Annotated in this window: 27 protein-coding genes and 1 riboswitch; of the genes, 12 read left to right on the forward strand and 15 right to left on the reverse strand. The window is 56.5% G+C overall.

Going from position 1 to position 23088, the window contains the following annotated elements; all coding sequences use genetic code 11:
- Window positions 1-94: 94 nt before the first annotated feature.
- Window positions 95-2917 carry a pyruvate dehydrogenase (acetyl-transferring), homodimeric type gene (gene aceE / locus ACQQZ8_RS15290; protein ID WP_431710658.1) on the reverse strand — a complete coding sequence of 941 codons (2823 nt, stop codon included), beginning with the start codon at window positions 2915-2917 and terminating at the stop codon, window positions 95-97.
- 210 nt (window positions 2918-3127) lie between these two features.
- On the opposite strand from aceE, the gene ACQQZ8_RS15295 reads away from it, so the two are divergent.
- Window positions 3128-3895 (forward strand): SDR family oxidoreductase, encoded by a 768-nt coding sequence (locus ACQQZ8_RS15295; RefSeq protein ID WP_431710659.1) that lies wholly within the window; start codon window positions 3128-3130, stop codon window positions 3893-3895.
- Between the two features lie 82 nt (window positions 3896-3977).
- Window positions 3978-4382 carry a nuclear transport factor 2 family protein gene (locus tag ACQQZ8_RS15300; protein ID WP_431710660.1) on the forward strand — a complete coding sequence of 135 codons (405 nt, stop codon included), beginning with the start codon at window positions 3978-3980 and terminating at the stop codon, window positions 4380-4382.
- Window positions 4383-4394: 12 nt separating this feature from the next.
- Here the strand turns inward: ACQQZ8_RS15300 and ACQQZ8_RS15305 are convergent, their stop codons facing one another.
- The 3 genes from ACQQZ8_RS15305 to ACQQZ8_RS15315 form a co-directional block, all read right to left on the reverse strand.
- Window positions 4395-4847 carry an SRPBCC family protein gene (locus tag ACQQZ8_RS15305; protein WP_431710661.1) on the reverse strand — a complete coding sequence of 151 codons (453 nt, stop codon included), beginning with the start codon at window positions 4845-4847 and terminating at the stop codon, window positions 4395-4397.
- Between the two features lie 48 nt (window positions 4848-4895).
- Window positions 4896-5060 (reverse strand): hypothetical protein, encoded by a 165-nt coding sequence (locus ACQQZ8_RS15310; protein ID WP_431710662.1) that lies wholly within the window; start codon window positions 5058-5060, stop codon window positions 4896-4898.
- Window positions 5061-5224: 164 nt separating this feature from the next.
- Complete coding sequence (locus ACQQZ8_RS15315; RefSeq protein ID WP_431710663.1) at window positions 5225-5680, reverse strand: MarR family winged helix-turn-helix transcriptional regulator; 456 nt, start codon at window positions 5678-5680, stop codon at window positions 5225-5227.
- A 174-nt stretch (window positions 5681-5854) separates the two neighbouring features.
- Here ACQQZ8_RS15315 and ACQQZ8_RS15320 point away from each other — a divergent pair, with 174 nt between their 5' ends.
- From ACQQZ8_RS15320 to ACQQZ8_RS15335, 4 genes are all read left to right on the forward strand, one after another.
- A complete protein-coding gene (locus ACQQZ8_RS15320) occupies window positions 5855-6883 on the forward strand; it encodes a tellurite resistance/C4-dicarboxylate transporter family protein (RefSeq protein WP_431710664.1) in 1029 nt (342 codons plus the stop codon).
- Between the two features lie 9 nt (window positions 6884-6892).
- The gene (locus tag ACQQZ8_RS15325; RefSeq protein WP_431710665.1) at window positions 6893-7897 is read left to right on the forward strand and encodes a pirin family protein; all 1005 of its coding nucleotides are present in this window, start codon (window positions 6893-6895) and stop codon (window positions 7895-7897) included.
- A 27-nt stretch (window positions 7898-7924) separates the two neighbouring features.
- Window positions 7925-8257 (forward strand): GNAT family N-acetyltransferase, encoded by a 333-nt coding sequence (locus ACQQZ8_RS15330; protein WP_431710666.1) that lies wholly within the window; start codon window positions 7925-7927, stop codon window positions 8255-8257.
- 151 nt (window positions 8258-8408) lie between these two features.
- Window positions 8409-8543: a hypothetical protein gene (locus tag ACQQZ8_RS15335; RefSeq protein ID WP_431710667.1), complete on the forward strand. Its 135-nt coding sequence runs from the start codon at window positions 8409-8411 to the stop codon at window positions 8541-8543.
- A 1-nt stretch (window position 8544) separates the two neighbouring features.
- Here ACQQZ8_RS15335 and dnaB read toward each other — a convergent pair whose 3' ends face one another.
- Window positions 8545-9909 carry a replicative DNA helicase gene (gene dnaB, locus ACQQZ8_RS15340; protein ID WP_431710668.1) on the reverse strand — a complete coding sequence of 455 codons (1365 nt, stop codon included), beginning with the start codon at window positions 9907-9909 and terminating at the stop codon, window positions 8545-8547.
- A gap of 829 nt (window positions 9910-10738) precedes the next feature.
- Window positions 10739-11239: a flavin reductase family protein gene (locus ACQQZ8_RS15345; protein WP_431710669.1), complete on the reverse strand. Its 501-nt coding sequence runs from the start codon at window positions 11237-11239 to the stop codon at window positions 10739-10741.
- Between the two features lie 105 nt (window positions 11240-11344).
- Window positions 11345-11460: riboswitch (SAM riboswitch) on the reverse strand.
- A gap of 221 nt (window positions 11461-11681) precedes the next feature.
- On the opposite strand from ACQQZ8_RS15345, the gene ACQQZ8_RS15350 reads away from it, so the two are divergent.
- Window positions 11682-12809 carry a PQQ-dependent sugar dehydrogenase gene (locus ACQQZ8_RS15350; RefSeq protein WP_431712206.1) on the forward strand — a complete coding sequence of 376 codons (1128 nt, stop codon included), beginning with the start codon at window positions 11682-11684 and terminating at the stop codon, window positions 12807-12809.
- Window positions 12810-12815: 6 nt separating this feature from the next.
- On the opposite strand, the gene ACQQZ8_RS15355 is transcribed toward ACQQZ8_RS15350, so the two are convergent.
- Both ACQQZ8_RS15355 and ACQQZ8_RS15360 read right to left on the reverse strand, forming a co-directional pair.
- On the reverse strand, window positions 12816-13316 hold the full coding sequence (locus tag ACQQZ8_RS15355) for a hypothetical protein (protein ID WP_431710670.1): 501 nt from the start codon (window positions 13314-13316) through the stop codon (window positions 12816-12818).
- A 156-nt stretch (window positions 13317-13472) separates the two neighbouring features.
- Window positions 13473-14948, reverse strand: coding sequence for an acetyl-CoA hydrolase/transferase family protein (locus tag ACQQZ8_RS15360; RefSeq protein ID WP_431710671.1), 1476 nt, complete (start codon window positions 14946-14948; stop codon window positions 13473-13475).
- A 269-nt stretch (window positions 14949-15217) separates the two neighbouring features.
- On the opposite strand from ACQQZ8_RS15360, the gene ACQQZ8_RS15365 reads away from it, so the two are divergent.
- The 3 genes from ACQQZ8_RS15365 to ACQQZ8_RS15375 all read left to right on the forward strand — a co-directional run bounded on the left by ACQQZ8_RS15365 (window position 15218) and on the right by ACQQZ8_RS15375 (window position 16456).
- Window positions 15218-15643 (forward strand): PaaI family thioesterase, encoded by a 426-nt coding sequence (locus tag ACQQZ8_RS15365; RefSeq protein WP_431710672.1) that lies wholly within the window; start codon window positions 15218-15220, stop codon window positions 15641-15643.
- Window positions 15644-15761: 118 nt separating this feature from the next.
- Window positions 15762-16064: a PadR family transcriptional regulator gene (locus ACQQZ8_RS15370; protein WP_431710673.1), complete on the forward strand. Its 303-nt coding sequence runs from the start codon at window positions 15762-15764 to the stop codon at window positions 16062-16064.
- 8 nt (window positions 16065-16072) lie between these two features.
- A complete protein-coding gene (locus ACQQZ8_RS15375; protein ID WP_431710674.1) occupies window positions 16073-16456 on the forward strand; it encodes a hypothetical protein in 384 nt (127 codons plus the stop codon).
- 33 nt (window positions 16457-16489) lie between these two features.
- Here ACQQZ8_RS15375 and ACQQZ8_RS15380 read toward each other — a convergent pair whose 3' ends face one another.
- The gene (locus tag ACQQZ8_RS15380; protein WP_431710675.1) at window positions 16490-16921 is read right to left on the reverse strand and encodes a hypothetical protein; all 432 of its coding nucleotides are present in this window, start codon (window positions 16919-16921) and stop codon (window positions 16490-16492) included.
- A gap of 371 nt (window positions 16922-17292) precedes the next feature.
- Between ACQQZ8_RS15380 and ACQQZ8_RS15385 the strand changes: the two genes are divergently transcribed.
- A protein-coding gene (locus ACQQZ8_RS15385; RefSeq protein WP_431710676.1) for an IS3 family transposase occupies window positions 17293-18476 on the forward strand; the annotation gives its coding sequence in 2 pieces (ribosomal slippage) (window positions 17293-17557 and window positions 17557-18476; 1185 coding nt in all).
- A 182-nt stretch (window positions 18477-18658) separates the two neighbouring features.
- Here the strand turns inward: ACQQZ8_RS15385 and rplI are convergent.
- From rplI to ACQQZ8_RS15410, 5 genes are all read right to left on the reverse strand, one after another.
- Complete coding sequence (rplI, locus tag ACQQZ8_RS15390; protein WP_431710677.1) at window positions 18659-19117, reverse strand: 50S ribosomal protein L9; 459 nt, start codon at window positions 19115-19117, stop codon at window positions 18659-18661.
- 17 nt (window positions 19118-19134) lie between these two features.
- Window positions 19135-19374, reverse strand: coding sequence for a 30S ribosomal protein S18 (rpsR, locus tag ACQQZ8_RS15395; protein WP_013350683.1), 240 nt, complete (start codon window positions 19372-19374; stop codon window positions 19135-19137).
- Window positions 19375-19436: 62 nt separating this feature from the next.
- A complete protein-coding gene (locus ACQQZ8_RS15400; protein ID WP_431710678.1) occupies window positions 19437-20003 on the reverse strand; it encodes a single-stranded DNA-binding protein in 567 nt (188 codons plus the stop codon).
- Window positions 20004-20058: 55 nt separating this feature from the next.
- A complete protein-coding gene (gene rpsF / locus ACQQZ8_RS15405) occupies window positions 20059-20355 on the reverse strand; it encodes a 30S ribosomal protein S6 (protein ID WP_431710679.1) in 297 nt (98 codons plus the stop codon).
- Window positions 20356-20595: 240 nt separating this feature from the next.
- Window positions 20596-21876 (reverse strand): M18 family aminopeptidase, encoded by a 1281-nt coding sequence (locus ACQQZ8_RS15410; protein ID WP_431710680.1) that lies wholly within the window; start codon window positions 21874-21876, stop codon window positions 20596-20598.
- A 192-nt stretch (window positions 21877-22068) separates the two neighbouring features.
- Here ACQQZ8_RS15410 and ACQQZ8_RS15415 point away from each other — a divergent pair, with 192 nt between their 5' ends.
- Window positions 22069-22365, forward strand: coding sequence for a DUF503 domain-containing protein (locus ACQQZ8_RS15415; protein WP_431712207.1), 297 nt, complete (start codon window positions 22069-22071; stop codon window positions 22363-22365).
- A 24-nt stretch (window positions 22366-22389) separates the two neighbouring features.
- On the opposite strand, the gene ACQQZ8_RS15420 is transcribed toward ACQQZ8_RS15415, so the two are convergent.
- On the reverse strand, window positions 22390-23088 hold the full coding sequence (locus ACQQZ8_RS15420) for a response regulator (protein WP_431710681.1): 699 nt from the start codon (window positions 23086-23088) through the stop codon (window positions 22390-22392).

Below are 23088 nucleotides of genomic sequence, written 5' to 3' on the forward strand. Positions count from 1 at the left end.
ATCACCATATTTTGCTCGCGTCATGCGGCTTCGCATAGCGGTAGCGAGCACCGTCCCTAGATAAAGGGTCGGTGCTCGCTACTTCTGCTGTCCTTTAGGCGTCGCCTCCGGCGTTACCCGAGGAACCCGCGTTCGGGTTGTTCAGGTCATACTTCTGATGCGCTGTGACCGGGGTCTCGGCCGGGATCTCTCCCCGCTTCGCGAGGGTCTGCAGGGTTTTCACCACCAAGGAATGCGCGTCGATCTTGAAGTAGCGGCGGGCCGCGGCCCGGGTATCACTAAACCCGAACCCGTCCGCGCCCAGGGTATGGAACTCACCAGGCACATACGGGCGTACCTGCTCCAACACCGCGCGCTGGTAATCACTGGTCGCGATCACCGGACCGGTCACTGACTCCAGTTGCTGGGTCAGGTACGGTACCGGTGGCTGGGCGGCCGGGTCATCAAGCCCGGCCCGGTCACAGGTCTGTCCTTCGCGGGCCAGTTCGTTCCACGAAGTCACGGACCACACATCAGCAGACACCCCCCACTCGGTAGCCAGGATTTGTTGGGCTTCTAACGCCCACGGCACCGCGACCCCCGAAGCCAGCAGTTGCGCCCGAGGCCCGTCAATACTCGCTTCCTTCAACAGGTAGATCCCTTTCAGGATCCCGTCCACGTTCACGTTTTCGGGTTCAGCGGGCTGACTGATCGGCTCGTTATACACCGTCAGGTAGTACATCACGTTCGGATCTGGGTGCTGCCCCCCGTACATGCGTTCAATCCCGGCCCGCATAATATGCCCGATCTCATACCCATACGCCGGGTCATAGGTGACCACGGCCGGGTTCGTGAGCGCTAACAGCGGGGAATGCCCATCCGCGTGCTGTAGCCCTTCACCGGTCAGGGTGGTGCGGCCAGCGGTCGCACCAATAATGAACCCGCGAGTCATTTGATCCGCGGCCGCCCAGAACGCGTCCCCGGTACGTTGGAACCCGAACATCGAGTAGAACACATAGATCGGGATCAACGCTTCGCCGTGGGTGGCGTACGAGGTCCCGGCGGCGGTGAACGCTGCGACCGCGCCGGCTTCGTTAATACCGGGGTGGATCAGCTGGCCCTGCGGGGATTCCTTATACGCCAACACCAGGTCCCGGTCCACCGAGAGGTAGTTCTGCCCGGCCGGGTTATAAATCTTCGCGGTCGGGAAGAAGGAATCCATGCCGAAGGTGCGGGACTCATCGGGCACGATCGGCACGATGCGGTGACCGAAGTCTTTATCCCGCATCAAGTCCTTGAGTAGACGCACGAACGCCATCGTGGTCGCGGCTAACTGTTTCCCTGACCCGCGTTGCGCGATCGCGTAAGACTTCGCCGCGGGCAGGCTGATCTGCTTCTGTTGGTGGGTCCGACGCTCCGGGATCGCCCCACCCAGCTCAGCCCGCCGGGCCATCAGATACTGATGCTCTGGCGAGGACGCCTCGGGCCGGTAGTAAGGGGGCAGGTACGGGTCAGCTTCTAACTGCTCATCAGTGATCGGGATCCGTAAATGATCCCGGAACCCCTTCAAATCCTCCAAGGTGAGTTTCTTCATCTGGTGGGTCGCGTTACGGGCCTCGAAATGCGGCCCTAACCCGTAACCCTTCACGGTCTTCGCCAGGATCACCGTGGGTTTGCCCTTGAACTCGGTCGCGGCCTGATACGCGGCATACACCTTGTGGTAATCATGCCCGCCACGCTTCAGATTCCAGATCTGATCATCACTGAGGTGATTGACCATTTCCTTAGTTTCCGGGCGTTGACCGAAGAAGTGTTCACGCACGAACGCACCAGACTCGGCCTTATAGGTCTGATAATCCCCATCCGGGGTCTGGTTCATCACCTCAACCAGAGCATTGCCCTGCTCGGATTCGAGCAGGGTGTCCCATTCGCGGCCCCACACGACCTTGATCACGTTCCACCCGGCACCGCGGAAGAACGCTTCGAGTTCCTGCATGATTTTCCCGTTACCGCGCACCGGCCCGTCCAGGCGTTGCAGGTTACAGTTCACCACGAACGTCAGGTTATCCAGACGTTCATTCGCTGCCAGCTGTAAAAAGCCGCGCGATTCTGGTTCGTCCATTTCCCCGTCGCCGAGGAACGCCCACACGTGTTGATCGCTGGTGTCTTTAATCCCCCGGTTATGCAGGTACCGGTTCAGTTGGGCCTGGTAGATCGCGTTAGCTGGGCCTAGCCCCATGGACACGGTCGGGAATTGCCAGAACTCGGGCATGGACCGCGGGTGCGGGTAAGACGGTAAGGCGTGGCCTTCTTTAGACTTTTCTTGCCGGAACCCGTCCAGGTCTTCTTCGGTGAGGCGTCCTTCCAGGAACGCGCGAGCGTACATGCCCGGGGAAGCGTGGCCTTGGAAGAAGATTTGATCCCCGCCCCCGGGGTGGTCTTGACCGCGGAAGAAGTGGTTAAACCCGACCTCGTACAAAGTCGCGGCCCCCGCGTAGGTGGAGATATGGCCTCCGACCCCGATCTCGGGGTGTTGCCCACGGTGGACCATGATCGCTGCGTTCCAACGCATAAAGGCCCGGTAGCGGCGTTCGATTTGCTCATCACCAGGGAATTCGGGTTCTTGATCGACCGGGATCGTGTTCACGTAATCGGTGGTGGTGACCATCGGGACCCCCACGGACTTCGCTCCCGCGCGTTGCAGCAGCGAGCGGATGATGAACTGAGCGCGTTCGGTTCCTTGCGACTCGACCAGTGAATCGAAAGAGTCTAACCATTCCTGGGTCTCTTCCGGGTCTTGATCGGATAACTGATACGTCAGACCACTACGAATCTGAGAAATATGCTCCGGCAGACCGCGGGTTTGCCCTGCGGTGCGAATCGGCTCCGATTTCGCCTCGGCCCGCGTTACGCTCGGTGATTCTTCAACAACAGTCATCAATGAAATCCTTTTCGATCTGTCGAACCCTTCAGCGGAAATCAAACTATCCAATTTCTTCCGCTTTATGGAAACTTCCTATCGCATACTAAGATTAAGTGAGCCTACTCACAACCCTAGTGGCAAAAACTACGCTTCACACCACGCCGCATGACACGCTTTGCCTAACGGCGAGGCTACCGACCCGGCCCGCAAACACTGGAGGTCATCATGAATCCCCCCAACGGCTCGTCCCGCGAACTCGCTCGGACCATCGTCATAACCGGAGCCGGCTCTGGCATCGGCAAAGCTACCGCCGAGCTACTCCTGTCACAAGGTTGGAATGTTGCCTTGGCTGGGCGCAGTTCCCATGCCCTCGAAAAGGTTTCCAACGGTCATGAGCGCGCCCTGGTGGTACCCACCGATGTCACGCAAAGTTCTCAAGTCGAAGATCTCTTCACCCAAACCGCTGAGCGCTTTGGCCGGATCACCACGCTATTTAATAACGCCGGAAGCTTTGGGCCGGCGGTGCATATTGGCGAGCTGACCGATATGCAGTGGCAAGCACTATGCGCAGTCAATCTCACCGGGGCCATCAACTGTGCACGCACAGCGTTCAATCACATGAAGGAGGAAGGTGGGGGGCGGATCATCAACAATGGCTCCATCTCCGCCCAAGTACCCCGCCCCCTCTCGGCCGCCTACACGGTGACCAAACACGCGATCACCGGGCTGACGAAATCCATTGAACTTGACGGACGTCCTTGGGCGATCAGTGCATCGCAGATCGACATTGGGAATACGGCCAGCGCCATCATGAATCAGTTGGGCACCACCACCGGAGCACTACAAGCCGATGGGTCACGCAAGGTGGAACCCACCTTCCCGCTTGAGGAGGCGGCCGCAGCGGTAGCCTTTATCGCCAACGCGCCGGCGAGCGCCTCAATCAATCAGCTAACACTGACCGCGGCAGGGATGCCGTTTATTGGTCGCGGCTAACCTACCTCGCTGCGCGTTACCGTAGCTCAAGCGCGTAGAGTGATGCCTAACGTCACATCTAGCCTACGCGGAGGTCGCAACCATGACGGATAGCACCGTACAGTCGCTAGAAATCCGAGAGCCCGAGGGAGGGTGCGGTAACGCACCACGGGCGCAGATTGTTCGAGACTTGATCGTCGCCATACAAAGCAAAGACTTGGAGCATCTTCACCAATGGTTGAGCCCGGATGTTCAGTGGGAGGTCGTGGGATTCCAGAAACTCGACGGCCTAAACGAGGTCTCCGACTGGGTGACCGGGGCTCGGGACAACATCAGTCTGAGTTTCAACAGCATCCTGACACATGGTCGAGAGGCATGCGTCGATGGTCAGGTCACCAATATTCGCCAAGTGTCGGTCGCATTTAGCTACGTTTTCCGCTTCGCCAGTACAGCGAAAACCGCCAAAGTCGACGCAGTGCGCGCCTACTTGGTATCAAAGCCGGTGTAGTTTCCGAGCGGGCTAAGCGAAGAACTGTCCGAGTAAGGCATCCAACTTATCGAGCGCGGATTCCCAAGCCTGCTGGCTGGTAGTGAGCACTTCAAAAGGAATCGGTCCCTGAGTCAACGTGATTATTGTGCGTCCAGCGAACTCATTGAAGTCAACGCGCGTCTGAATCACTAGGTCCAAGGTCATTTCGTGCGGACCATCGGCACTAGCAAAGCACTTGTACTCATCGAATTCGGTGATGGTTGCCTTCAGTGGCACCTGTTGCGTTTTGTCGGCTTGCTGAACCATCAGCAATTCGTGCCGCCCACCGACCTTGGGTTCCAAAACGACCGAAGAATCCTGAACATCCCAACCGGCCGGACCCCACCACTGGGCGATGATTTCCGGTTCGCAAAATGCGGCCCAGACAGCGGTACGCGGGGCAGAAAATTGGCGAGTGAGTACTAGTTCGGTCATGTCCTTCATAGTTTGAAGATTACCGTGAACTGTAACTGCAGGTCGACTTGAAACAGCTTAGCGCGGTTCCATCCGTGCGGCGGTCTGCACGGTTTGCTCATCGGGTTCCGTCCCGGCAGCCTGGTGGGCACGCAGCACCCTCATGGCCCGTTCCCACTTATGGCGTTCGCGTGGGCTGGAGTGGATGGAGCGCTCGGCTGGCCCGAAAATCATCAGTGCCATGAATTTTAGTCTCCACAGAAAGCGGTACCCCCGACTCAGTCCGGTGGTATCGGAAACAATCGGTAGCGGTGACTCGTTCATCATTCCCCTAGCGGTCGGCAGCAATCTTCATGAGACTTAATTATCATTGTACGCCAATTGTTGGTGCACCAACTAAAAACCGGCTAACCGCGCGACTTACTGGCGGCCGTGGCAAGTTTCCCCATGAGCCGCTGAATGTCACGCACGTCCTGCTCATCTAGTTCTAAGCGTTGCATCATTTGAACCGGCACCTGTAAAGCCTGTTCACGCAGCTTGGCGCCGTCTGCGGTTAATTCGATCAAGATGGCCCGCTCATCCTCCGGGTTCTTGCGACGAGTCACCAATTCCCGACTCTCTAAGCGCTTGAGTAAAGGACTAAGCGTTCCGGGATCCAAGTGTAGAAGTGAGCTTAATTCCCGTGCCCCAATAGGAGCGTGCTCCCACAGTGCGAGCATCACCAAGTACTGCGGATGAGTTAGCCCTAATGGTTCAAGCACCGGACGGTAGGCCGAAATCACCTCACGTGAGGCCACGGCAACCCCGAAGCACACCTGACTTTCCAGCTTGAGCAATTCGTCCGGATTCTTAACCGGCCCCATTCATTTCCGCCTTTCGAAAGTGGGACGCTAACTAGGTGTCCCACAGTAGCTGAGCTACCTTCAAGTCTAGGCCGATACGACCAGCGCTCCGAGTGAAGTACTTTAGAAAGTGCGCCACGTGCGATTCGGGGCAAGTAAGGGCGAGTAAGCAAGATGATCAGGTGATCGGTGAACGTGACTACAGAGACCAACTCCCCCAGTATTTCCAATTGGATTGCTAGGCTCCCACCTTCCGTCTTTGCCTCGGTGATGGCCACGGGCATCGTAGGATACGGTCTGGGATTGGCTGGCCACCGTGGGCTGGGGCAGATTTTCTCGTGGACTGGGCTGGTACTGCTGCTACTTCTGCTCGGCGCGCTAATTGTGCGCATCATCCGCTACCGTTCCGCGCTGCTCAATGATCTGCGAAACCCCACGACATCTTTCGGTTTCTTCACCATTGTCGCCGCAGCCACCGTGGTGTCCCTCGACTTGGGAACATTGGGATACACCCGGATCTCATTGGCTGTAGCCATCACCGGAGGGGTGCTGTGGGTGGGAATGTGTTACCTCCTCCCAGCCCTTTTGGTGCTCATTGAGCGGCCCGAACCCGGGCTAGCTCACGCGCATGGAACCTGGTTCCTGTGGCCCGTGGCGACCCAAGCCGTGGCCAGCACCTTCGCTTTCCACCCCACCACCATTTTTAGTTTGGGCAATATTGCTGCACTAGCCATCTGGTTATTCGGTTGCATGCTGTATCTGATGATTGCCACCTTGGTGACCGTGCGGATGCTGCGCTACCCCAATCGCCCAGAAACACTCTCCCCCACCTACTGGATTTTCATGGGTGCCACGGCAATCACCGTAATGACCGGTTCGCAATTACTGCACCTCACCCGGGAGGGCACACTTGAGTCCTGGCTCTTCCCCACCATCGCCTTCACCTGTTTCGCTCTCCTATCGGTGGGTGTCTGGTTCATTCCATTGCTCGTCATTTTCGGGTTCTGGCGCCATCTGGTGCACCGTGTTCCGCTGAAGTATGAGACCGGACTGTGGGCTATTGTCTTCCCTCTGGGGATGCTAGCTAGCTGTTGCCAGTTCCTCGGGGAACAAACCGACTTCCCTGCCCTGCAACTCTTTGGGCAAGGTTTCATCTGGGTTGCGGTGGCCGCATGGTGTGGAACCGTGTTGCTATGGCTAGGAATGCTGGTGCGAAAATCCTAAGCTGGACTCATGAGCAACCTTGAGCAAGCTCCGGCAGAAATTGACTGCGCCAATAGTGGAACCGATAAGCCTGTCGAAGTGTTAGAGCCCCGCCCAGTCCCACTGGGCGGGGCTCGTGCGATGACGGTGTACCGAACTCTCCCACAGAAGCAGCGCAGTCTGATTGGCGCTTGGTGTTTCGTAGACCACTACGGACCAGACGATGTCCGGCACACCCCGAGCATGCAAGTTCCCCGGCACCCACACACCGGCCTGCAGACCGTTTCATGGTTGTTTACCGGAGCCATCGATCATCTGGACTCCGCGGGCTTTGAAGCCACGGTTGTACCTGGCGAAGTGAACCTCATGACCGCTGGACACGGGATCACCCACTCGGAATTTTCCACCGCGGATACAACCGTCCTCCACGGCGCTCAGCTCTGGATTGCGTTACCTGAGCACGCCCGGCACATGCCACCAACCTTTGAAAACTACCGTCCCGAACCGCTTCTCGGTGATGGCTGGACGCTTTCGGTGTTCCTGGGCACACTGGGTACCAAAACGCAGTGGTCGACCGCACCAGTACGCACGCATAGCGCCATCACCGGCGCCGAACTCACTCTCAAACCACACACCGAGGTGGTTCTACAAGTGCCGACGGACCACGAGCACGGGGTCATGGTCGATTTAGGGCAGCCAACGATTAACGGGCGGGGTCTTGCACACCGCGAACTTGGATTCATTAGTCGCGGCCATAGCGAACTCACCATCCGGGCAGGGGCCGAGCCAGTACGTGTCCTGATCATCGGCGGCGAACCGTTGAATGAAGAAATCCTGATGTGGTGGAACTTCGTGGGCCGCAGTCACGAGGAGGTGGTCAGTTTCCGTCAGCAGTATCAAGCCGAAATCGGCGCAGAACCAGGCGACGCCTCGGAAAACCGTTTTGGACCCTTCCCCGAAGGAACACCGGCTGCATTACCTGCCCCAGCGCTTCCCACCGTCCGCTTGCGGCCGCGACACAACCCACCGGCCTAATCCACCTCGACCAGTTCTAGGAGCATCATGAGCCAGATCCAACCGGCAGCCCTTCCCGACAAACAACGCTACGTGCTCGACGACGCCGGTAAACATATCGGCCGAGCACATTACCGCGACTACCAAAGCAGCGCTGGGGTGGAACGGATTTTCTTCCACACCGCGGTTGATGAGGAATACGGCGGGCAGGGGTTGGCCGGAAAGCTCGTGACCTTCGCACTGCAGGACACTATCGCCGCGGGAATCAAGATCGTTGCAGTCTGCCCCTACGTCAAAGCCTTTGTTCGCAAACACGAGGAATACGAGCCGCATCTCGTCTCCACAGCACCGCACCATATCGACTTGCTTCCGAAGCAGTAGTCCATCACCCGCGTTCCCGGGGTATAGCACAGCCGCCGATCCATCAAGGGATCGGCGGCTGGTTGCTTTGGTGCGTAGGATAGCTTCGGAGCATTCATCCAGTAGAAGGGGCTTTAACCCAGTGACTCCGGAGCAATCCAAAAAATGGTTTTTGAAGACCACCGTTGTTTTATTGGCGATCATTTTTGCCGTGACTTCCGTCTTGGCCTCAGGCCTTCCCGCCCTCTTGCTGGATTCCGGGGATGAAGTTGGTTTCGGGGTTCTCACCCCTGAACTGTGGCGTTAGCCTACCCCTCGTTCTGCATGTTGTTAAACCGTGAGTAGTGTCCCTGGAATGCCACGGTGATCGTCTTCGTCGGGCCATTACGGTGTTTGGCGACGATGACATCGGCTTCGCCCGGGCGGTTTTCCTTGTCGTACACATCTTCACGGTGCAACAAGATCACCATGTCCGCGTCCTGCTCAATCGAACCGGATTCACGCAGATCGGAGACCATCGGTTTCTTGTCAGTGCGCTGCTCCGAACCACGGTTCAGCTGCGACAAGGCAATCAGCGGCACGTCCAATTCCTTGGCCAGCAATTTCAAATTACGCGAAAACTCGGAAACTTCTTGCTGACGAGATTCCACACGCTTGCCCGAGCTCATCAGCTGAAGATAGTCCAAGATAATCATCTTCAGTTCATTGCGCTGCTTCAGGCGGCGGCACTTGGCACGAATCTCCATCATCGACATATTCGGTGAATCGTCGATAAACAACGGCGCTTCATTCAACCGCCCCATGGTGGTGGCAATCTTGGTCCACTGCGCGTCTTCGACGGAACCCTTACGCAAATCTTGCAATTGAATGGAGGCTTCAGCCGAGAGCAAGCGCATGGCGATTTCGTTGCGGCCCATTTCCAAGGAGAAAAATACGGTGGCCATATTGTTCTTGATCGCCGCCGAACGCGCGAAGTCCAAGGCAAAGGTTGATTTACCCACTGCCGGACGAGCAGCGATAATAATCATCTGCCCGCCTTGGAGCCCCTGAGTCAGCTCATCAAGCTCATAGAACCCGGTGGGAACACCGGTAATGCCATCACCGGCGTTGGCCGCGTTTTCGATTTCGTCAACGGTGCCTTCGATGATTTCGCTCAGGCGCACGTAGTCTTCGCTCGAACGGTTCTCGGCGACCTTGTACACCTCGGCCTGCGCCTCGTTGACAATCGCGTCAACTTCTCCATCCGGAGAGTAACCCATCTGTACAATCCGGGTGCCAGCATCAACCAAACGGCGTAAGACTGCGCGCTCGCGCACAATCTCGGCATAATATCCAGCGTTAGCCGCCGTCGGGACCGACTGAATCAGATTGTGCAGGTAGGCGGCTCCACCAACCCGAACAATTTCGCCGCGTTTAGTCAACAGGTCCGAAACGGTCACAGCATCCGCAGGCTCACCGCGTCCGTAGAGGTCGATAATCGCCTCATAGATCGACTCATGAGCCGGGCGATAAAAGTCGGCTCCACGCACAACCTCAATCACATCGGCAATCGCGTCTTTGGACAGCATCATGCCGCCCAATACAGACATTTCTGCGGCAATATCCTGTGGCGGTGTACGCCCGACATCGGAGTCGCGATTTTCGTAGGATGGCTCAGCGTTAGCAACAGACATTTATTATCCCCTTCTACCCACCGGGAACGCGGTGAAAGATTCACCGTGAAACATGCACCATCTCATCGAGTACCGACGGTTCGGATTTGTGGATTGCTGTGGATATTTCAGTTCCAAGGCCAACCTTAGGCCGGTTTTTATTAGCCGTAAACCTCATTATCCACAGCTTTTGTGGACAAGATGGGGATAACCAGAGATACCTTGTGCAGTACTTGGGGAGAATCCTGTGGATTTCCATACTTAACATCGATATATATCAATCTGACTTGGACTTTTATGTTTTCACAACTGTGGATAAAAACTTAATTTCTAATCACAAGAACACCGCGGACCAACCTTATCAACAAGAAAAAACGCGTCGCCACTGGGATATCTCGCTGTTTCCCACACTAATCAACACACCTTCCACAGCCCTGTGGAAGAATCTGTGGATAATCATCCGGAGGGGTGTGCATAAACACAGTAAATTCTCTAGAGAGTTCTACTTTTCATCCTAAACAGTCAGTTGAGTAGGAAACAGTTAGATCCCTTTTGTTGTCAATCCGCATCTAAATTCATTTGATGACAGCATCGTGGTGTGACTTTCGCCCAACCCCAACAGAGAGCTCTCCTAGATCTCGGCGCTGAAATGCCGTGCAGCGTTCCTGTGCACCCATCAGCCTGTGTAAAAGTCCGTCGCACAATGTCGACATAGCAAGAGCCCGATACGTTCAGGCAGGGTGGGACCCCGGTTGATTGCGGTTTTGCGTTAAACGGGTTCGGGGCTGTTGTGGCGGTAAGCCACAACAGCCCCGAACCCGTCGGCTCAGCGCAGACTTTAAATTGGAAGTTACACGAGCGCCGGGACGCGGAGCGTGTGGAAGCTGGACCCGTAGAAGATGGACGGTGAGTTGTTCAAAAGACGGTGTCCGTGGACCTGAAGTAGCACCACCCAGTGATCTCCGGCTTCAACCTCGTTGTAAATCGTCGTATCTATCCAGAGAGTTGATTCCTCGATAAACAGTGCAGCTTGCTCTGTGACATGGGTGTCTAAACCGGCGAAACGATCGCCCTTCTTGGATGCGATCTGTGCACAGACCCCATCGTTTTGCTCGCTGAGCACGGAGACGCCGATGCGACCGGCTTCGCGAAGCTTGGGCCAGGTGTTGGAGGATTTTTGTACCGCGAACATCACCAAGGCCGGTTCAAGGGATACGCCAACGGTAAATGAGGAGGCGACGATTCCGGTTTTGATTCCATCGAGTTCGGCGCAGAGGGCCGCGACTCCACTAGGGTGCTGGGCAAAGACTTGTCGTAGGGTCAAGGTGTCGAGTTCGTGATTCAAGGTCATTTGACATTTCCTTCGCTATCAAGCGCACCGGAGCGAGACCCAGAACCTCGGATGGTAGCGTCATAAACGCTGCCGCATACTGGATTGTTTGGGTTGTGTCCCGGCGTGCGGTACTTGCCCCATGGGGTTGGCATGGAACCGAATCCTCACCTAGAGCACCCCACTACCGTTTAGAGGGTTGCCGGTCAGCAAGCTAGGGCTTATCGCTGACGCTCTTGATTCCACTTAAGACACTATGACGCGTTACACGCGGTGGTCAAACAATCGGGTTCAATAGTTGAAATATATGACACAAAATTCAACATTGTGGACAAAACCGCGGCACTGGCAGACCATTTGTTCGCCATTCCTTGGCATTGGAACTTTCTTCAGGTCCTGTTTTCTTAGCTGTGCCGTTGTTAGTCTGATAACCCGCCCATGGGTCGTTTGAAGGGTTCAAGTGATGAAACCAGATGGCCGATCAAAGCGTTATGCCGGACTGTTAGCTTTCATGCTGATCATGACGGCGTGCAGTTCGCCTCCCGATACCCCTCCGGAACCGACGAAAAATACCGCCACTGAGAGCACAGTTCCGCACTCCCCCGACACACAACTGGTTAATAGCCCGATTAGTACCGACCTAGATGCCCCGTGGTCAATCACCTTCGCCGGCGAGGTTGCCTTGGTTAGTGAGCGCGATAGCGGAAAGATTCTCGAGCTGGATGCCACTGGTATGCACCGAACCATAGGCGAGATCGGTGACCTTCGAAGCGAAGGAGAAGGCGGGCTGTTAGGCCTAGCATTCAACGAACCTGACCAATTGTTCGTCTACTCCAGCGGTCAGGACGGCAACCGCATCCAGCGCTTCAGGCTCGAGGGAGAGCCCGGAAATTTCCGTCTCTCCGAGCCGGTCACCCTCATTGATTCATTGCCAGTATCTTCCATCCACAATGGTGGGCGGATCGCGCTGGGCCCAGATGGCATGTTGTACGTGGGAGTCGGTGATGCAGCGAACCCTTCGCTGGCCCAGGATTTGGGCAGTCTCGGCGGAAAAATCTTGCGGATGACGCCTACCGGGCGTGTTCCAACTGATAACCCCTTTGATGGGTCATTGGTGTACAGCTATGGTCATCGCAATGTGCAGGGGTTAGCGTGGGATTCGACAGGAAATCTCTACGCCAGCGAATTCGGGCAAAACACGTGGGACGAACTGAACCTCATTGTTCCTGGTGGTAACTATGGATGGCCCGAAGCCGAAGGGCAGAGCGAAGATCAACAGAAATTTACCGACCCGATCGTTCAGTGGTCGCCGGCCGAAGCCAGTCCCAGCGGGATCGCCGTAAAGGACGACACTTTATACATTGCAAATCTCAGGGGTCAGCGGCTGCGTAGCGTAGACCTTGCCGATCCACAGCAACAGGAAGAGCTCTGGGTGGGAGAATACGGGCGGTTTCGCGATATCGTTCTCACTCCGACCGGGCAGCTCTGGGCCCTGACAAACAACACGGATGGGCGCGGTAGCGCGGGTGTCAGCGATGATCAGATTTTGCTCGTTAATCCCGAGGACTTCGGAGGTTCTACCTCTAGGTAAGGTGGCCTAGCGTCCGCGGACCACATCAAGTGCGTTCAGAATTCGTTGCCGTATCCCCACAGGTTCTGGTTCAGGAACGGTGCGCAGTAGATGAAACGCTGCGATGCCTAGAACCCCGGCTAGGGGCGCATGAACTTCGACCCATTCGGTCACGGTCGCAATGGGGATAAGCCAGAAGACGGCCTCCCACCCCGGGTCTGGTCCCGCCAAAGAAGTCCAGCGCGGAATCGCATAAAGTATCCCGGAGCCCAAAAATACTGCGGCATAGATTTTCGCCGGAGACTCGGGACTTGGCAAGCGAGCTAGCGTGAAAACCCAGAGGATCGCCATCAAGCTGCTGAGCAATCTCAGCGGATCAAGGATCATTCCAGCTAACGTATCCGCAGTATTTGTCGGGCCTGTCCCAGCCGTGGTGCCCAGTTCGTTAATGAAGTACCCCGGAACCGGCGGTAATGCCAGCAGCACTACTAGGAGTCCAGCGGCAATCAACCAAGTTCTTAAGCTCATGACCCCAGTATGGCGTGAACCGGTACGACTTCCCGAAGAGCAACCCAGCAACCTCGCCGGGTAGTGGCTTTGGGGTTCAGCCATCCACTGCTATTCCCCAAAGCCACCGTGCAACCGTTGGCACACACCACGTTGCCCTTCGAGCCTCGCTTCGTCCTAAGTAGCTGGACGCATATCGCCGGTCTCGACATAACGTTGATGCCAGCTCAACGCTTCACCCAAGAGGTGCGGGGTGTGCTTGGCATAGCTATCGCGTTGTGCCCGGTCAACGTAATCCTGCAGCATCGGACGGAAGTCCGGGTGGGCGCAATTGTCGATCACTATTTGGGCGCGTTGCTTAGGCGACTTGCCACGCAGGTCCGCCAGCCCCTGCTCGGTAATCAGGATCATCGTGTCATGTTCGGTGTGGTCCACATGGCTGGCCATCGGCACGATACCTGAAATCTTCCCACCCTTGGCGGTGGAAGGAGACATGAACACCGACAGGTAGCCGTTGCGGGCGAAGTCACCGGATCCGCCAATACCGTTCATGACATGAGACCCCACAACATTTGTGGAGTTCACGTTTCCATAGATATCTGCTTCGATCATTCCGTTCAGGGCAATGCACCCTAGTCGGCGAATGATTTCCGGGTGGTTCGAGATTTCCTGTGGACGGAGCAGGATTCGCTCGCGATAGAACTCGACGTTTCGGTTAAACTCGGCAATGCCCTCTTCGGACAGTGAGAAGCTCGTGGCCGAGGCGAACTCCAAAGTTCCGTCCTTGATCAGCTCCAGCATCCCATCCTGGATGACCTCGGTATAGGACTGCAATCCGCGGTATCCACCGCGAGAAAGTCCGGCCAGTACCGCGTTAGCAATATTTCCGACACCGGACTGGATGGGCAACAGCTTTTCGTTAAGTCGACCCGCACGAATTTCGTGATCTAAGAAGCCCAGTAAATGATCGGCGATTTTTTCACTGGTCTCGTCCACCGGGGCAAAAGGCGAGAGACGGTCTTGTCCTTTGGTTTCCACCACCGCAATGACTTTAGAGATATCGACGTCGAGATACGGTTGCCCAATGCGTTGATTGGCATTGGTCAGCTGAATCGGCTTACGGTGCGGAGGCAGGGCGGTGCCGTAGTAAATATCGTGCATCCCCTCCATAGCCGCTGACTGGTCCTCATTGACCTCAATGATGATCTTGTCCGCCATCTCCAGCCAGGTTTTATTGTTACCCACGGACGAAGACGGGATCAGCTGACCGTCGGAGGTAATCCCCACAACCTCGACAATGGCCAGATCAATCTTTCCGTAGAATCCAAACCACGCGTGCTGCGCCACATGCGAGAGATGTATGTCCATGTATTCCATGTCCCCGGAGTTGATCCGGCGACGCAAATCTGGGTCCGACATATACGGCAGGCGTAAGTTCATACCATCGGCACGAGCCAGCACACCATCTAATTCCGGTGCCGTAGATGCCCCGGTGAGCACGTTGATCTTGTAATCCTGCCCCGCATCGTGCGCCTTTTGCATATGGGCCGCCAACGCTCCGGGCACTGCCTTCGGGTAACCAGCACCGGTAAAACCACTCATCGCCACGGTCATACCGGGTTGTACTAGGGCGGCGGCCTGCTCGGCGCTCATCAATCGATCGGTGAACGCACGATGGTGAATTCTGGGGTGCACGTCTGGCCTCTCTGCTCAGTGTGGTGAACCTAGCTCTCAGGTTCTTCCGTTTCACTGTAGCCGCGCCAGATCACTGCCCGATACTTATGAATCGCGCGACGCTCAAATGATTCCTCAGCGGTCGGTAAGCTGTAGTTAATCCACGATAACCGGGGATGAAAGACAAAACATGACATGCGTTGTGCAATTCAGCGCACCAGTACTCACAGCATTCGGGAGATCCTGCCTTGAACAATACCGCTGCCAGCGCGGCTGCTTCGCTGCCCAGAAACTTCTCGGTATTTAGCAAGGCCACTGGCCTTGTCATTGATACGGTCAACGCCACGGAAGTCACCGCACACGCGGACCTTGGCATTGACCATCACACCCCCTGGGGTGTGATTCACGGTGGCGTCTATACGTCATTGATCGAAAGTGTCGGAAGCGTCGGGGCCAGCTACGCCGTGCTGGAACGGAAACAGTATGCCGTTGGGGTGCATAACGCCACGGATTTTCTCCGTCCAAGCAAAAAAGCCCTGGTTAGCATCAAGGGGACCGCGCTTTTTCAGGGACGTACCCAGCAACTGTGGGAAGTGGTTATCACCGATCAGGCCACCGGCAAGGAGCTAGCTCGCGGACAATTGAGGACCCAGAATATTCCCATGCCCAACTAGTCCCAATCGGCGCACATACTCAAATCTTTGTAGGTTTCTTCTTAGCCACCATCTAATTTTATTTCTTCAAGCAAAGTGATATTTGCTTTTCTACATATGTATGTTTCATACTTAATCCATGAATCATACAAAGCTCGTGGGCCAACTTAAACGAGCCTTGTTGCCATACGTAATTCTGCGGCGGCTCCGCGAAGGACCCACCCATGGATATTCGATCCTGCTTCGCCTGGAGCGGATCGGATTACCCTCAGTGAAAAGTGGAACCCTGTATCCGCTGCTTCGCTCCATGGAGGAAGCCGGAGAGGTGACCGCACACTGGGAAACCCCCGAACAAGGGCCGGCCAGAAAGAAATTCGAGATCACCGAGCAGGGTCTGAAATCCCTACAGGATCTCGAAACATGGATAGACGAGATTGTTTAGGAGCGAATATGCGATCCATTGACTCATACACCGAGGAACTTCGCACCAGCCTGACACTGCGAAATCTCGACACCTCCACGATTCAGGACATCATCCGCGAGGTCAGTTCCGAGTGCTCAAGCTACGAGCAGGCCATGACACAATTTGGGACTCCCGACGCCTATGCCCAGAACTACGAAGAGCGTCAGGCTCCTCGCGGTGGAACAATTTTTACGGTAATTTCAGTGATCGCTGCGATCATCTGGATAGTAGTCATGCACATTGTTCGTGACTCCGAAACGAATATCCTGGCTAACTTGGCAGTCACCTACCTTCCCGCGTTAAGCCTTATGGTTTTGGGAATCATCGTGGACTTCTCACGCTTCCAAGCCAGAGTGCGTCGCACACGCTAAAGCGGGCGGGCCCAGTGGCCCACCCGCTCGAACTTAGAAGCCTAGGATCCAGGTGATTACGTCGTAGATCGCAGCGGCCGAAATCCCGGTCAGGACCGCTGGCACATTCGGCTTGATGTTCTTGTCATACCACTTCACGAACGCTTTCTTGCCCAAACCGACCTTGGAGACGATCTTATTGTAGAGCTTCTTATTGGTCCGCTTCAGGGTTTCCAAGGCAGCCTTGACCGCAATACGCTGCCAGAATGCCGATTCAGAAGTGGTCGGCCCGGTGGCATTGCCGCCCAGCGTGGTCGACTGTAGCGATCCGTTGTTCGATGGCAGCGGGGCTGGTGCACTCAAGGAGATCGCGGTGCGCTCCACGGTGGTCGGAGCCGTGGCAGCCATCGCTGGCGCGCCAACTCCCAGGGACAGGCTCAGGCACAGGGCGGCTGCGGCGGTCGTACGGGTGATGCGTCGGGACATTCTTCCTCCTACGTATGATGTAACGGATATGGTGAACCAGTTCTGATTATTTATAAACACGAATTGATAAACCAAGTATCACCATACGATGCATAAACTCATGTTGGAATCATACTTTTGTAGGAAGCGCAGCTTTGGTCCCACATGCGAGACTTTGTTTTCGACCCACTAATTTCAACCCGCCCAGCACCTACGCCAACTGCGGCACTCCCGTCTGCCCTTCCGCCGTTGTCACTCAGAGCCAGACAAGATGCTGGTCATATAAAATCCTTTCGGATGCGCGTTACCCCATCAGCTCACTGGTGAGCCTAGAGATTTCGGACAGTGAACCCTCCTAAAATGGGAGGACTACTGAAAGAGAGATCAGCAGTATGTCTGCATCCCGCCGTACATTTACCAAAGAGTTCAAAGACAGCCTCTGCGAGGAAGTCATCAATGATTCCAAGCCAGTGGTCGAAGTCGCCAAATCCTACGGCGTCGGAGCCGAGACCCTGCGCCGCTGGCTGATCAAATACCGGGAAACCCATGCCGGAACCCAGGCCGTGGCAACCAGCGCCGAAGCCGCTCGCTTGAAAGCCCTGGAGAAGGAAAACCAGGAGCTGCGCGCCGAGGTTTCATTCTTGAAAAAAGCAAGTGCTTACTTCGCGAGGGAGCAGCGGTAGTGAGCAATTATGAATTCATTGATTCCCAACGAACCAGCCCATCCAACACCAATCCGGTGACCAAGATGTGCCGCTGGCTTGCCGTGTCCACTTCCGGTTTCTACCACTGGCTCACCCGACCGAAATCAGCGACAGCCGCCCGCCGCGACGAGCTGGCGGTGCGGATCAAGAACTACTTCAAGGAAAGTGACCAGACCTACGGATACCGGCGGATCCACGCGGATCTGGTGGCCGAGGAAACAGAGTGTTCCCCGGAGCTGGTGCGGCAGATCATGCGGGTCGAGGGCCTGGTTCCGTGCCAGCCGCGCCCGTTCAGGATCACCACCGAGGCGGATGCCGAAGCGGCCGCGAGGATCCCGGATCTGGTGAAACGGGACTTCACCGCCACCGAGCCCGGGGTCAAGTTCGTCGGCGATATCACGTACCTTCACACGTGGCAGGGCTTCATCTATCTGGCCACCGTCATCGATTGCTTTTCGAAGAAAGTCGTCGGCTGGGCCATCTCTGATCATATGCGCGCAGAACTCGTGGAGGAAGCGCTGCGCAATGCCGCTGCAACGACCCGAATCGCCCCTGGCGCCGTGACGCACTCAGACCGGGGCAGTCAGTACACCTCCAGCTCCTACAGAGCGCTGGTGGAGCGTCTGGGTATGCGCTCATCCATGGGGAGAACCGGGGTGTCCTGGGATAATAGTCAGGCCGAAACTTTCTTCTCGGCCCTGAAAAACGAGCGTGTCTACCGCACGGTCTACGCGACCAAAGAGCGGGCCAAGAGTGATGTCATCCAATACATCGAGGGCTTTTACAACAGTCGGAGACGGCATTCGGGATTGGATTACCGCCGGCCCAACGAAGTGCACTACTGTTATCAGCAGCCTGACATGGCAGCGTAAGAGAAAACACTAACTCCGCTGTCCGAAATTCACGAAGCAGCCCACACACCCTGTCCGGTTAGGGCTGGTTTACGCCCTATCACATGGCCACCTAGAGCCATTCCCTGCCATTAAACGCCAATGGGTGGCACACTCCCCGGAAGGAATGTGCCACCCATTGATCTGAAGTGGTCTAAGAAGACTTACTTCTTGGCAGCAGCCACAACCTGCAGGCGCAGGTTGGCGACAACGTCCTCGTGTACACGCACGGTGGCGGTGTAGTTGCCGGTCGACTTGATGTTCTCGGCCAGCTGGATGTTGCGCTTGTCAATGCGGCCAAGGCCTGCGGCCTCGACAGCGTTGGCAATGTCGACGCTCTTCACGGTGCCGAACAGGCGGCCGTTAGCGCCAGCCTTGACGGTCACCTTGACCGGCTGCGACTTCAGCGAAGCAGCCAGAGCCTGAGCATCTTCAAGGTTTGCAACTGCGCGAGCAGCACGTGCAGCCTTGATCGACTCCACCTGCTTCTCACCGCCCTTGGTCCACACGATTGCGTGGCCGCGTGGCAGCAGGTAGTTGCGAGCGTAGCCGTTCTTGACCTCGACGATATCGCCAGCGGTACCAAGACCGGATACTTCATTAGTCAGAATGATCTTTGCCATGGTGGTATCCCTCTTCCTTAACCGCGGCCAGCGCCGGAGTAAGGCAGCAGAGCAACTTCGCGGGCGTTCTTGATTGCCTGGGCGATCTTGCGCTGTTCCTGCACGGAAACACCGGTCACGCGACGAGCGCGAATCTTGCCGCGGTCCGAGATGAACTTGCGCAGCAGTGCGGTGTCCTTGTAGTCGATGACAGTGATGTCAGCGGCCTTCAAGGGGTTGGACTTTGGTTTGGGCTTACGGATTTCAGCCTTAGCCATCGTGGAGCTCCTTTAGTTTGGGAGCCCGCAGATTGTTCTGCGGGATGGTGGATAAATATTTGTTAGAAAGGCGGTTCGTCGTTGCCTGGGTTACCCCAGCCACCGTTGCCGCCGCTGCTTGAGCCACCGGTGCTCCACGGGTCGGAAGATGGAGCATTCCATCCGCCACCCTGCTGCGGCTGTTGCTGCTGCTGTGGGGCACTTTGCTGTGGTGCGTTGGAAAAACCTCCGCCACCACCGAAGCCGCCGCCACCACCGCCGGAGCGCTGGGTGCGGGTGACCTTGGCCGAAGCGAACCGTAGGGATGGGCCGATTTCGTCGACTTCCAATTCCATGACGGTGCGGCGTTCGCCTTCCTTCGTGTCATAAGAACGGGAACGCAGTCGACCCTGGGCTATGACTCGCATGCCCTTGGTCAGCGTCTCGGCGACGTTCTCCGCAGCCTCACGCCATACTGATGCGCGCAAGAACAGGGCTTCCCCGTCCTTCCACTCATTGGACTGGCGGTCAAAGGTGCGCGGAGTCGAAGCGATCGTGAAGTTCGCTACGGCTGATCCAGACGGCGTGAAACGCAGCTCCGGGTCGGCGGTCAAGTTTCCGATCACGGTAATTACAGTCTCGCCTGCCATGCTCTCTCCTTAGATTGTTCGACCGAAGTTCTTATGCTGAAGATTGTGCGCGTAATTAAACGCGAGCCTCTTCTGGGCGGGTAACCTTGTGGCGCAGGATCTGCTCGTTGATCTTCAGCTGGCGCTCAAGCTCAGCGGAAGCAGCAGGCTCCGACTTGTAGTTGACCACAACGTAGATGGCTTCGGACTTCTTCTGGATTTCGTAAGCCATCTTGCGACGGCCCCAGATGTCCACGTTGTCAATCGAGCCACCGGCGGAACGGATGACCTCGAGGTACTTCTCGATGGTCGGTTCCACGGTACGGTCGTCGACCTCTGGGTCGATGAGGACCATGAGTTCATAAGCACGCATGTGAACCCACCTCCTTTGGGCTAAACGGTCACGGTATTTCCGCAACAGGAGGTTCTTTGCGTTATCTGGCCTCACATATCCGCTTTTTGGACACGCTGCAGCACAGACTTATCAATCTTACCCGATCCCAGCGCAACACCGGGACAGATCGTGGCGCAGATCATGGACGGAGAACTCCAATTCCAAATGAACTCAAAATTTTGTTTTGACTTTGAGTTCATTTGGAATTGGGCACACAAACTATGCGCCGAAGAACTCTTTAGAGACCTTCGTCAGGTACCAAGGGTCATCCACACCGCACATTTCACGGGCCGAATGCATGGACAACAACGGAATGCCCACATCTACGGTGCGAATTCCAATACGGGTTGCGGTCAGCGGCCCAATGGTCGAGCCGCAAGGCACCCGGTTATTCGAGACAAATTCTTGATACGGCACCCCGGCTGCTTCGCACCACCCGGCGAAGGCCGCCGCGCCAATAGCATCGGTAGCGTAACGCTGATTAGCGTTAATCTTCAGCAGCGGACCAGCGTTCAGCTGCGGGCGGTTCGCTGGATCATGACGCTCAGGGTAGTTCGGGTGAACCGCATGTCCGGCATCTGCCGAAAGGCACACCGAGTTCGACAGTGCCCGAGCCGTCTGATCGGTGGTGGCATTGAAGGAGGACTGGATGCGGAAAATCAATTCCTCTAAAAATGGTCCGGCGGCACCGGAGCGAGATTCGGAGCCTAATTCTTCATGATCAAAGGCTGCCAACATGGCAATGTGGCTGCCGTGTGGTTTCCGGGCATAGTCGATCAGGGCAATCAACCCGGCGTGCACACTGGAAAGGTTATCTAGTCGACTTGAGGCGAAGAAGTTCTTACCGTGGCCAAACACCTCACCACGCTGCGCCGGAGCGGTGAGCACATCGTATCCGGCGATCTGTGCGGCATCCACCCCCGCTGCGGCAGCTAGCTCACCGAGGATGTCGGCATCAGCAAGATCGCCCGCACCAAAGATGGGGTTGGTGTGAACTTGTTTATCTAGCGTCAATCCGTCATTGACCTGACGATCTAAATGGATGGCCAGCTGTGGGATGCGAAGCAGTGGTTCGGTCTGTGTCAGGTGCACCGATCCGTCACGCAAGACCACTCGGCCGGCTAACACCAATTCCCGATCCAGCCAGGAGTTCAGGAGTGGACCACCATATACCTCCACTCCGGCTTGCCACCAGCCATGAGATCCGGTGGTCGGTTTTGGCTTGAGCTTGAATCCCGGGGAGTCGGTATGGGCCCCAAGAATGTGAAAACCGCTCGTCGCGGTGACCGATTCCGGTTGCACCCAAGCGATCACCGCGCCATCGCGCACCACATAGTAGGCCCCAGCGTTTAAATGCCATTCTGCGGTTTCATCCAATGCAACGAATCCCGCTGCATCCAAACGTTTCGCGGCGCTAGCTGCCGCGTGGTAGCTGGAGGGTGAAGTGGCCACGTACTCGGCTAGATCGGCGATATGGGCCATTGCGGCGGCTTGAGCCATGGAGGATACTCACTTCTTTCACAAGGTGATACTGCTAAACGCTAACGTCACTCACCACACTAATCTGAAACAGACCTTCAGGCATCCCGCGGGAGGTAATCAAGGTGCGCCCGGTGAGAAAGACAAGCGCAACGGCCAGCCAAGGTGCGCCCACTAGCCGAAAAGCACTCGATCCCACATGCTTGGAACATGATGTGGATCGGTTGGCTAGAAATAGACCTACTTTTAGGCGATGTGCACTCACTCAAGCAAAAACGGTCGGTCGTTCGTCCGATCGTTTCTGAACTGCGACGAAAGTTTGAGATCTCGGTGGCAGAAACCGGTCAGCAGCACCTCTATCGGCGCGCCGGCATCGGGGTGGCCGTTGTAAGCGGGGACGCGGGCACTGCACAGCAAGTCCTGGATCGGGTCGAACGTTTAGTTGCCGAACGCCCTGAAGTTCAGTTGCTTAGTACGCGCCGGGGGTTAAGCTCCAGCGATGATCAATAACCGCAGCCAAAACCACTTAACTATTTAGAAATCCAGTCCTTGAGATGGAATCACGAGTCCGGTTTCGTAGGCATAGACCACAGCCTGCACCCGGTCACGCAGGTGCAGCTTGGTCAGAATACGACGCACATGAGTTTTCACGGTGGCCTCCGAGAGGAAGAACTTATGCGCAATCTCAGCGTTGGATAACCCTTCGGCGAGCGCCCGCAGCACTTCTAGTTCGCGCGGGGTCAGATCATCCAGCAAGGGGTCACGTTCCGGTTCAGCGGATGGCGCGGGCGACCGCACGGCCCCGGCACGCACATAGGTTTCCAACAGGCGCGCGGTGACGCGTGGCGCAACCACCGCATCTCCGCTGGCTACGAGCCGCACCGCGTGAACCAGTTCCTCTGGAGCCACGTCCTTGAGCAGGAAGGCGCTCGCTCCGGCTTGCAGTCCAGCGAACGCGTACTCATCAAGATCAAAGGTGGTCAGGATGATTATTTTGGTTTCCGGATGCGCCTTAACGATTTTCTCGGTGGCCTCAATCCCATCCATACGCGGCATGCGCACGTCCATGAGCACCACATCCGGCGTGAGAGCCCGAGCCTGCGTGAGCGCATCAATCCCATCGGCGGCTTCGCCGACGATCTGCATGTCGTCCTCACCTTCGAGGATGAGCCTAAAGCCCATCCGCAAGAGCGGCTGGTCATCGACCAAGAGCACCTTAACCGGCGTTTCCAT

It is taken from the genome of Glutamicibacter uratoxydans, from assembly GCF_050753455.1.
GTDB lineage: Bacteria > Actinomycetota > Actinomycetes > Actinomycetales > Micrococcaceae > Glutamicibacter > Glutamicibacter uratoxydans_A.

Coding starts and splice junctions, on each gene's coding strand:
- aceE (WP_431710658.1), bottom strand. CDS start 2,917: ATGACTGTTGTTGAAGAATCACCGAGCGTAACGCGGGCCGAGGCGAAA.
- ACQQZ8_RS15295 (WP_431710659.1), top strand. CDS start 3,128: ATGAATCCCCCCAACGGCTCGTCCCGCGAACTCGCTCGGACCATCGTC.
- ACQQZ8_RS15300 (WP_431710660.1), top strand. CDS start 3,978: ATGACGGATAGCACCGTACAGTCGCTAGAAATCCGAGAGCCCGAGGGA.
- ACQQZ8_RS15305 (WP_431710661.1), bottom strand. CDS start 4,847: ATGAAGGACATGACCGAACTAGTACTCACTCGCCAATTTTCTGCCCCG.
- ACQQZ8_RS15310 (WP_431710662.1), bottom strand. CDS start 5,060: ATGGCACTGATGATTTTCGGGCCAGCCGAGCGCTCCATCCACTCCAGC.
- ACQQZ8_RS15315 (WP_431710663.1), bottom strand. CDS start 5,680: ATGGGGCCGGTTAAGAATCCGGACGAATTGCTCAAGCTGGAAAGTCAG.
- ACQQZ8_RS15325 (WP_431710665.1), top strand. CDS start 6,893: ATGAGCAACCTTGAGCAAGCTCCGGCAGAAATTGACTGCGCCAATAGT.
- ACQQZ8_RS15330 (WP_431710666.1), top strand. CDS start 7,925: ATGAGCCAGATCCAACCGGCAGCCCTTCCCGACAAACAACGCTACGTG.
- dnaB (WP_431710668.1), bottom strand. CDS start 9,909: ATGTCTGTTGCTAACGCTGAGCCATCCTACGAAAATCGCGACTCCGAT.
- ACQQZ8_RS15345 (WP_431710669.1), bottom strand. CDS start 11,239: ATGACCTTGAATCACGAACTCGACACCTTGACCCTACGACAAGTCTTT.
- ACQQZ8_RS15350 (WP_431712206.1), top strand. CDS start 11,682: ATGAAACCAGATGGCCGATCAAAGCGTTATGCCGGACTGTTAGCTTTC.
- ACQQZ8_RS15355 (WP_431710670.1), bottom strand. CDS start 13,316: ATGAGCTTAAGAACTTGGTTGATTGCCGCTGGACTCCTAGTAGTGCTG.
- ACQQZ8_RS15360 (WP_431710671.1), bottom strand. CDS start 14,948: ATGAGCGCCGAGCAGGCCGCCGCCCTAGTACAACCCGGTATGACCGTG.
- ACQQZ8_RS15370 (WP_431710673.1), top strand. CDS start 15,762: ATGAATCATACAAAGCTCGTGGGCCAACTTAAACGAGCCTTGTTGCCA.
- ACQQZ8_RS15375 (WP_431710674.1), top strand. CDS start 16,073: ATGCGATCCATTGACTCATACACCGAGGAACTTCGCACCAGCCTGACA.
- ACQQZ8_RS15380 (WP_431710675.1), bottom strand. CDS start 16,921: ATGTCCCGACGCATCACCCGTACGACCGCCGCAGCCGCCCTGTGCCTG.
- rplI (WP_431710677.1), bottom strand. CDS start 19,117: ATGGCAAAGATCATTCTGACTAATGAAGTATCCGGTCTTGGTACCGCT.
- rpsR (WP_013350683.1), bottom strand. CDS start 19,374: ATGGCTAAGGCTGAAATCCGTAAGCCCAAACCAAAGTCCAACCCCTTG.
- ACQQZ8_RS15400 (WP_431710678.1), bottom strand. CDS start 20,003: ATGGCAGGCGAGACTGTAATTACCGTGATCGGAAACTTGACCGCCGAC.
- rpsF (WP_431710679.1), bottom strand. CDS start 20,355: ATGCGTGCTTATGAACTCATGGTCCTCATCGACCCAGAGGTCGACGAC.
- ACQQZ8_RS15410 (WP_431710680.1), bottom strand. CDS start 21,876: ATGGCTCAAGCCGCCGCAATGGCCCATATCGCCGATCTAGCCGAGTAC.
- ACQQZ8_RS15415 (WP_431712207.1), top strand. CDS start 22,069: ATGTGGATCGGTTGGCTAGAAATAGACCTACTTTTAGGCGATGTGCAC.
- ACQQZ8_RS15420 (WP_431710681.1), bottom strand. CDS start 23,088: ATGGAAACGCCGGTTAAGGTGCTCTTGGTCGATGACCAGCCGCTCTTG.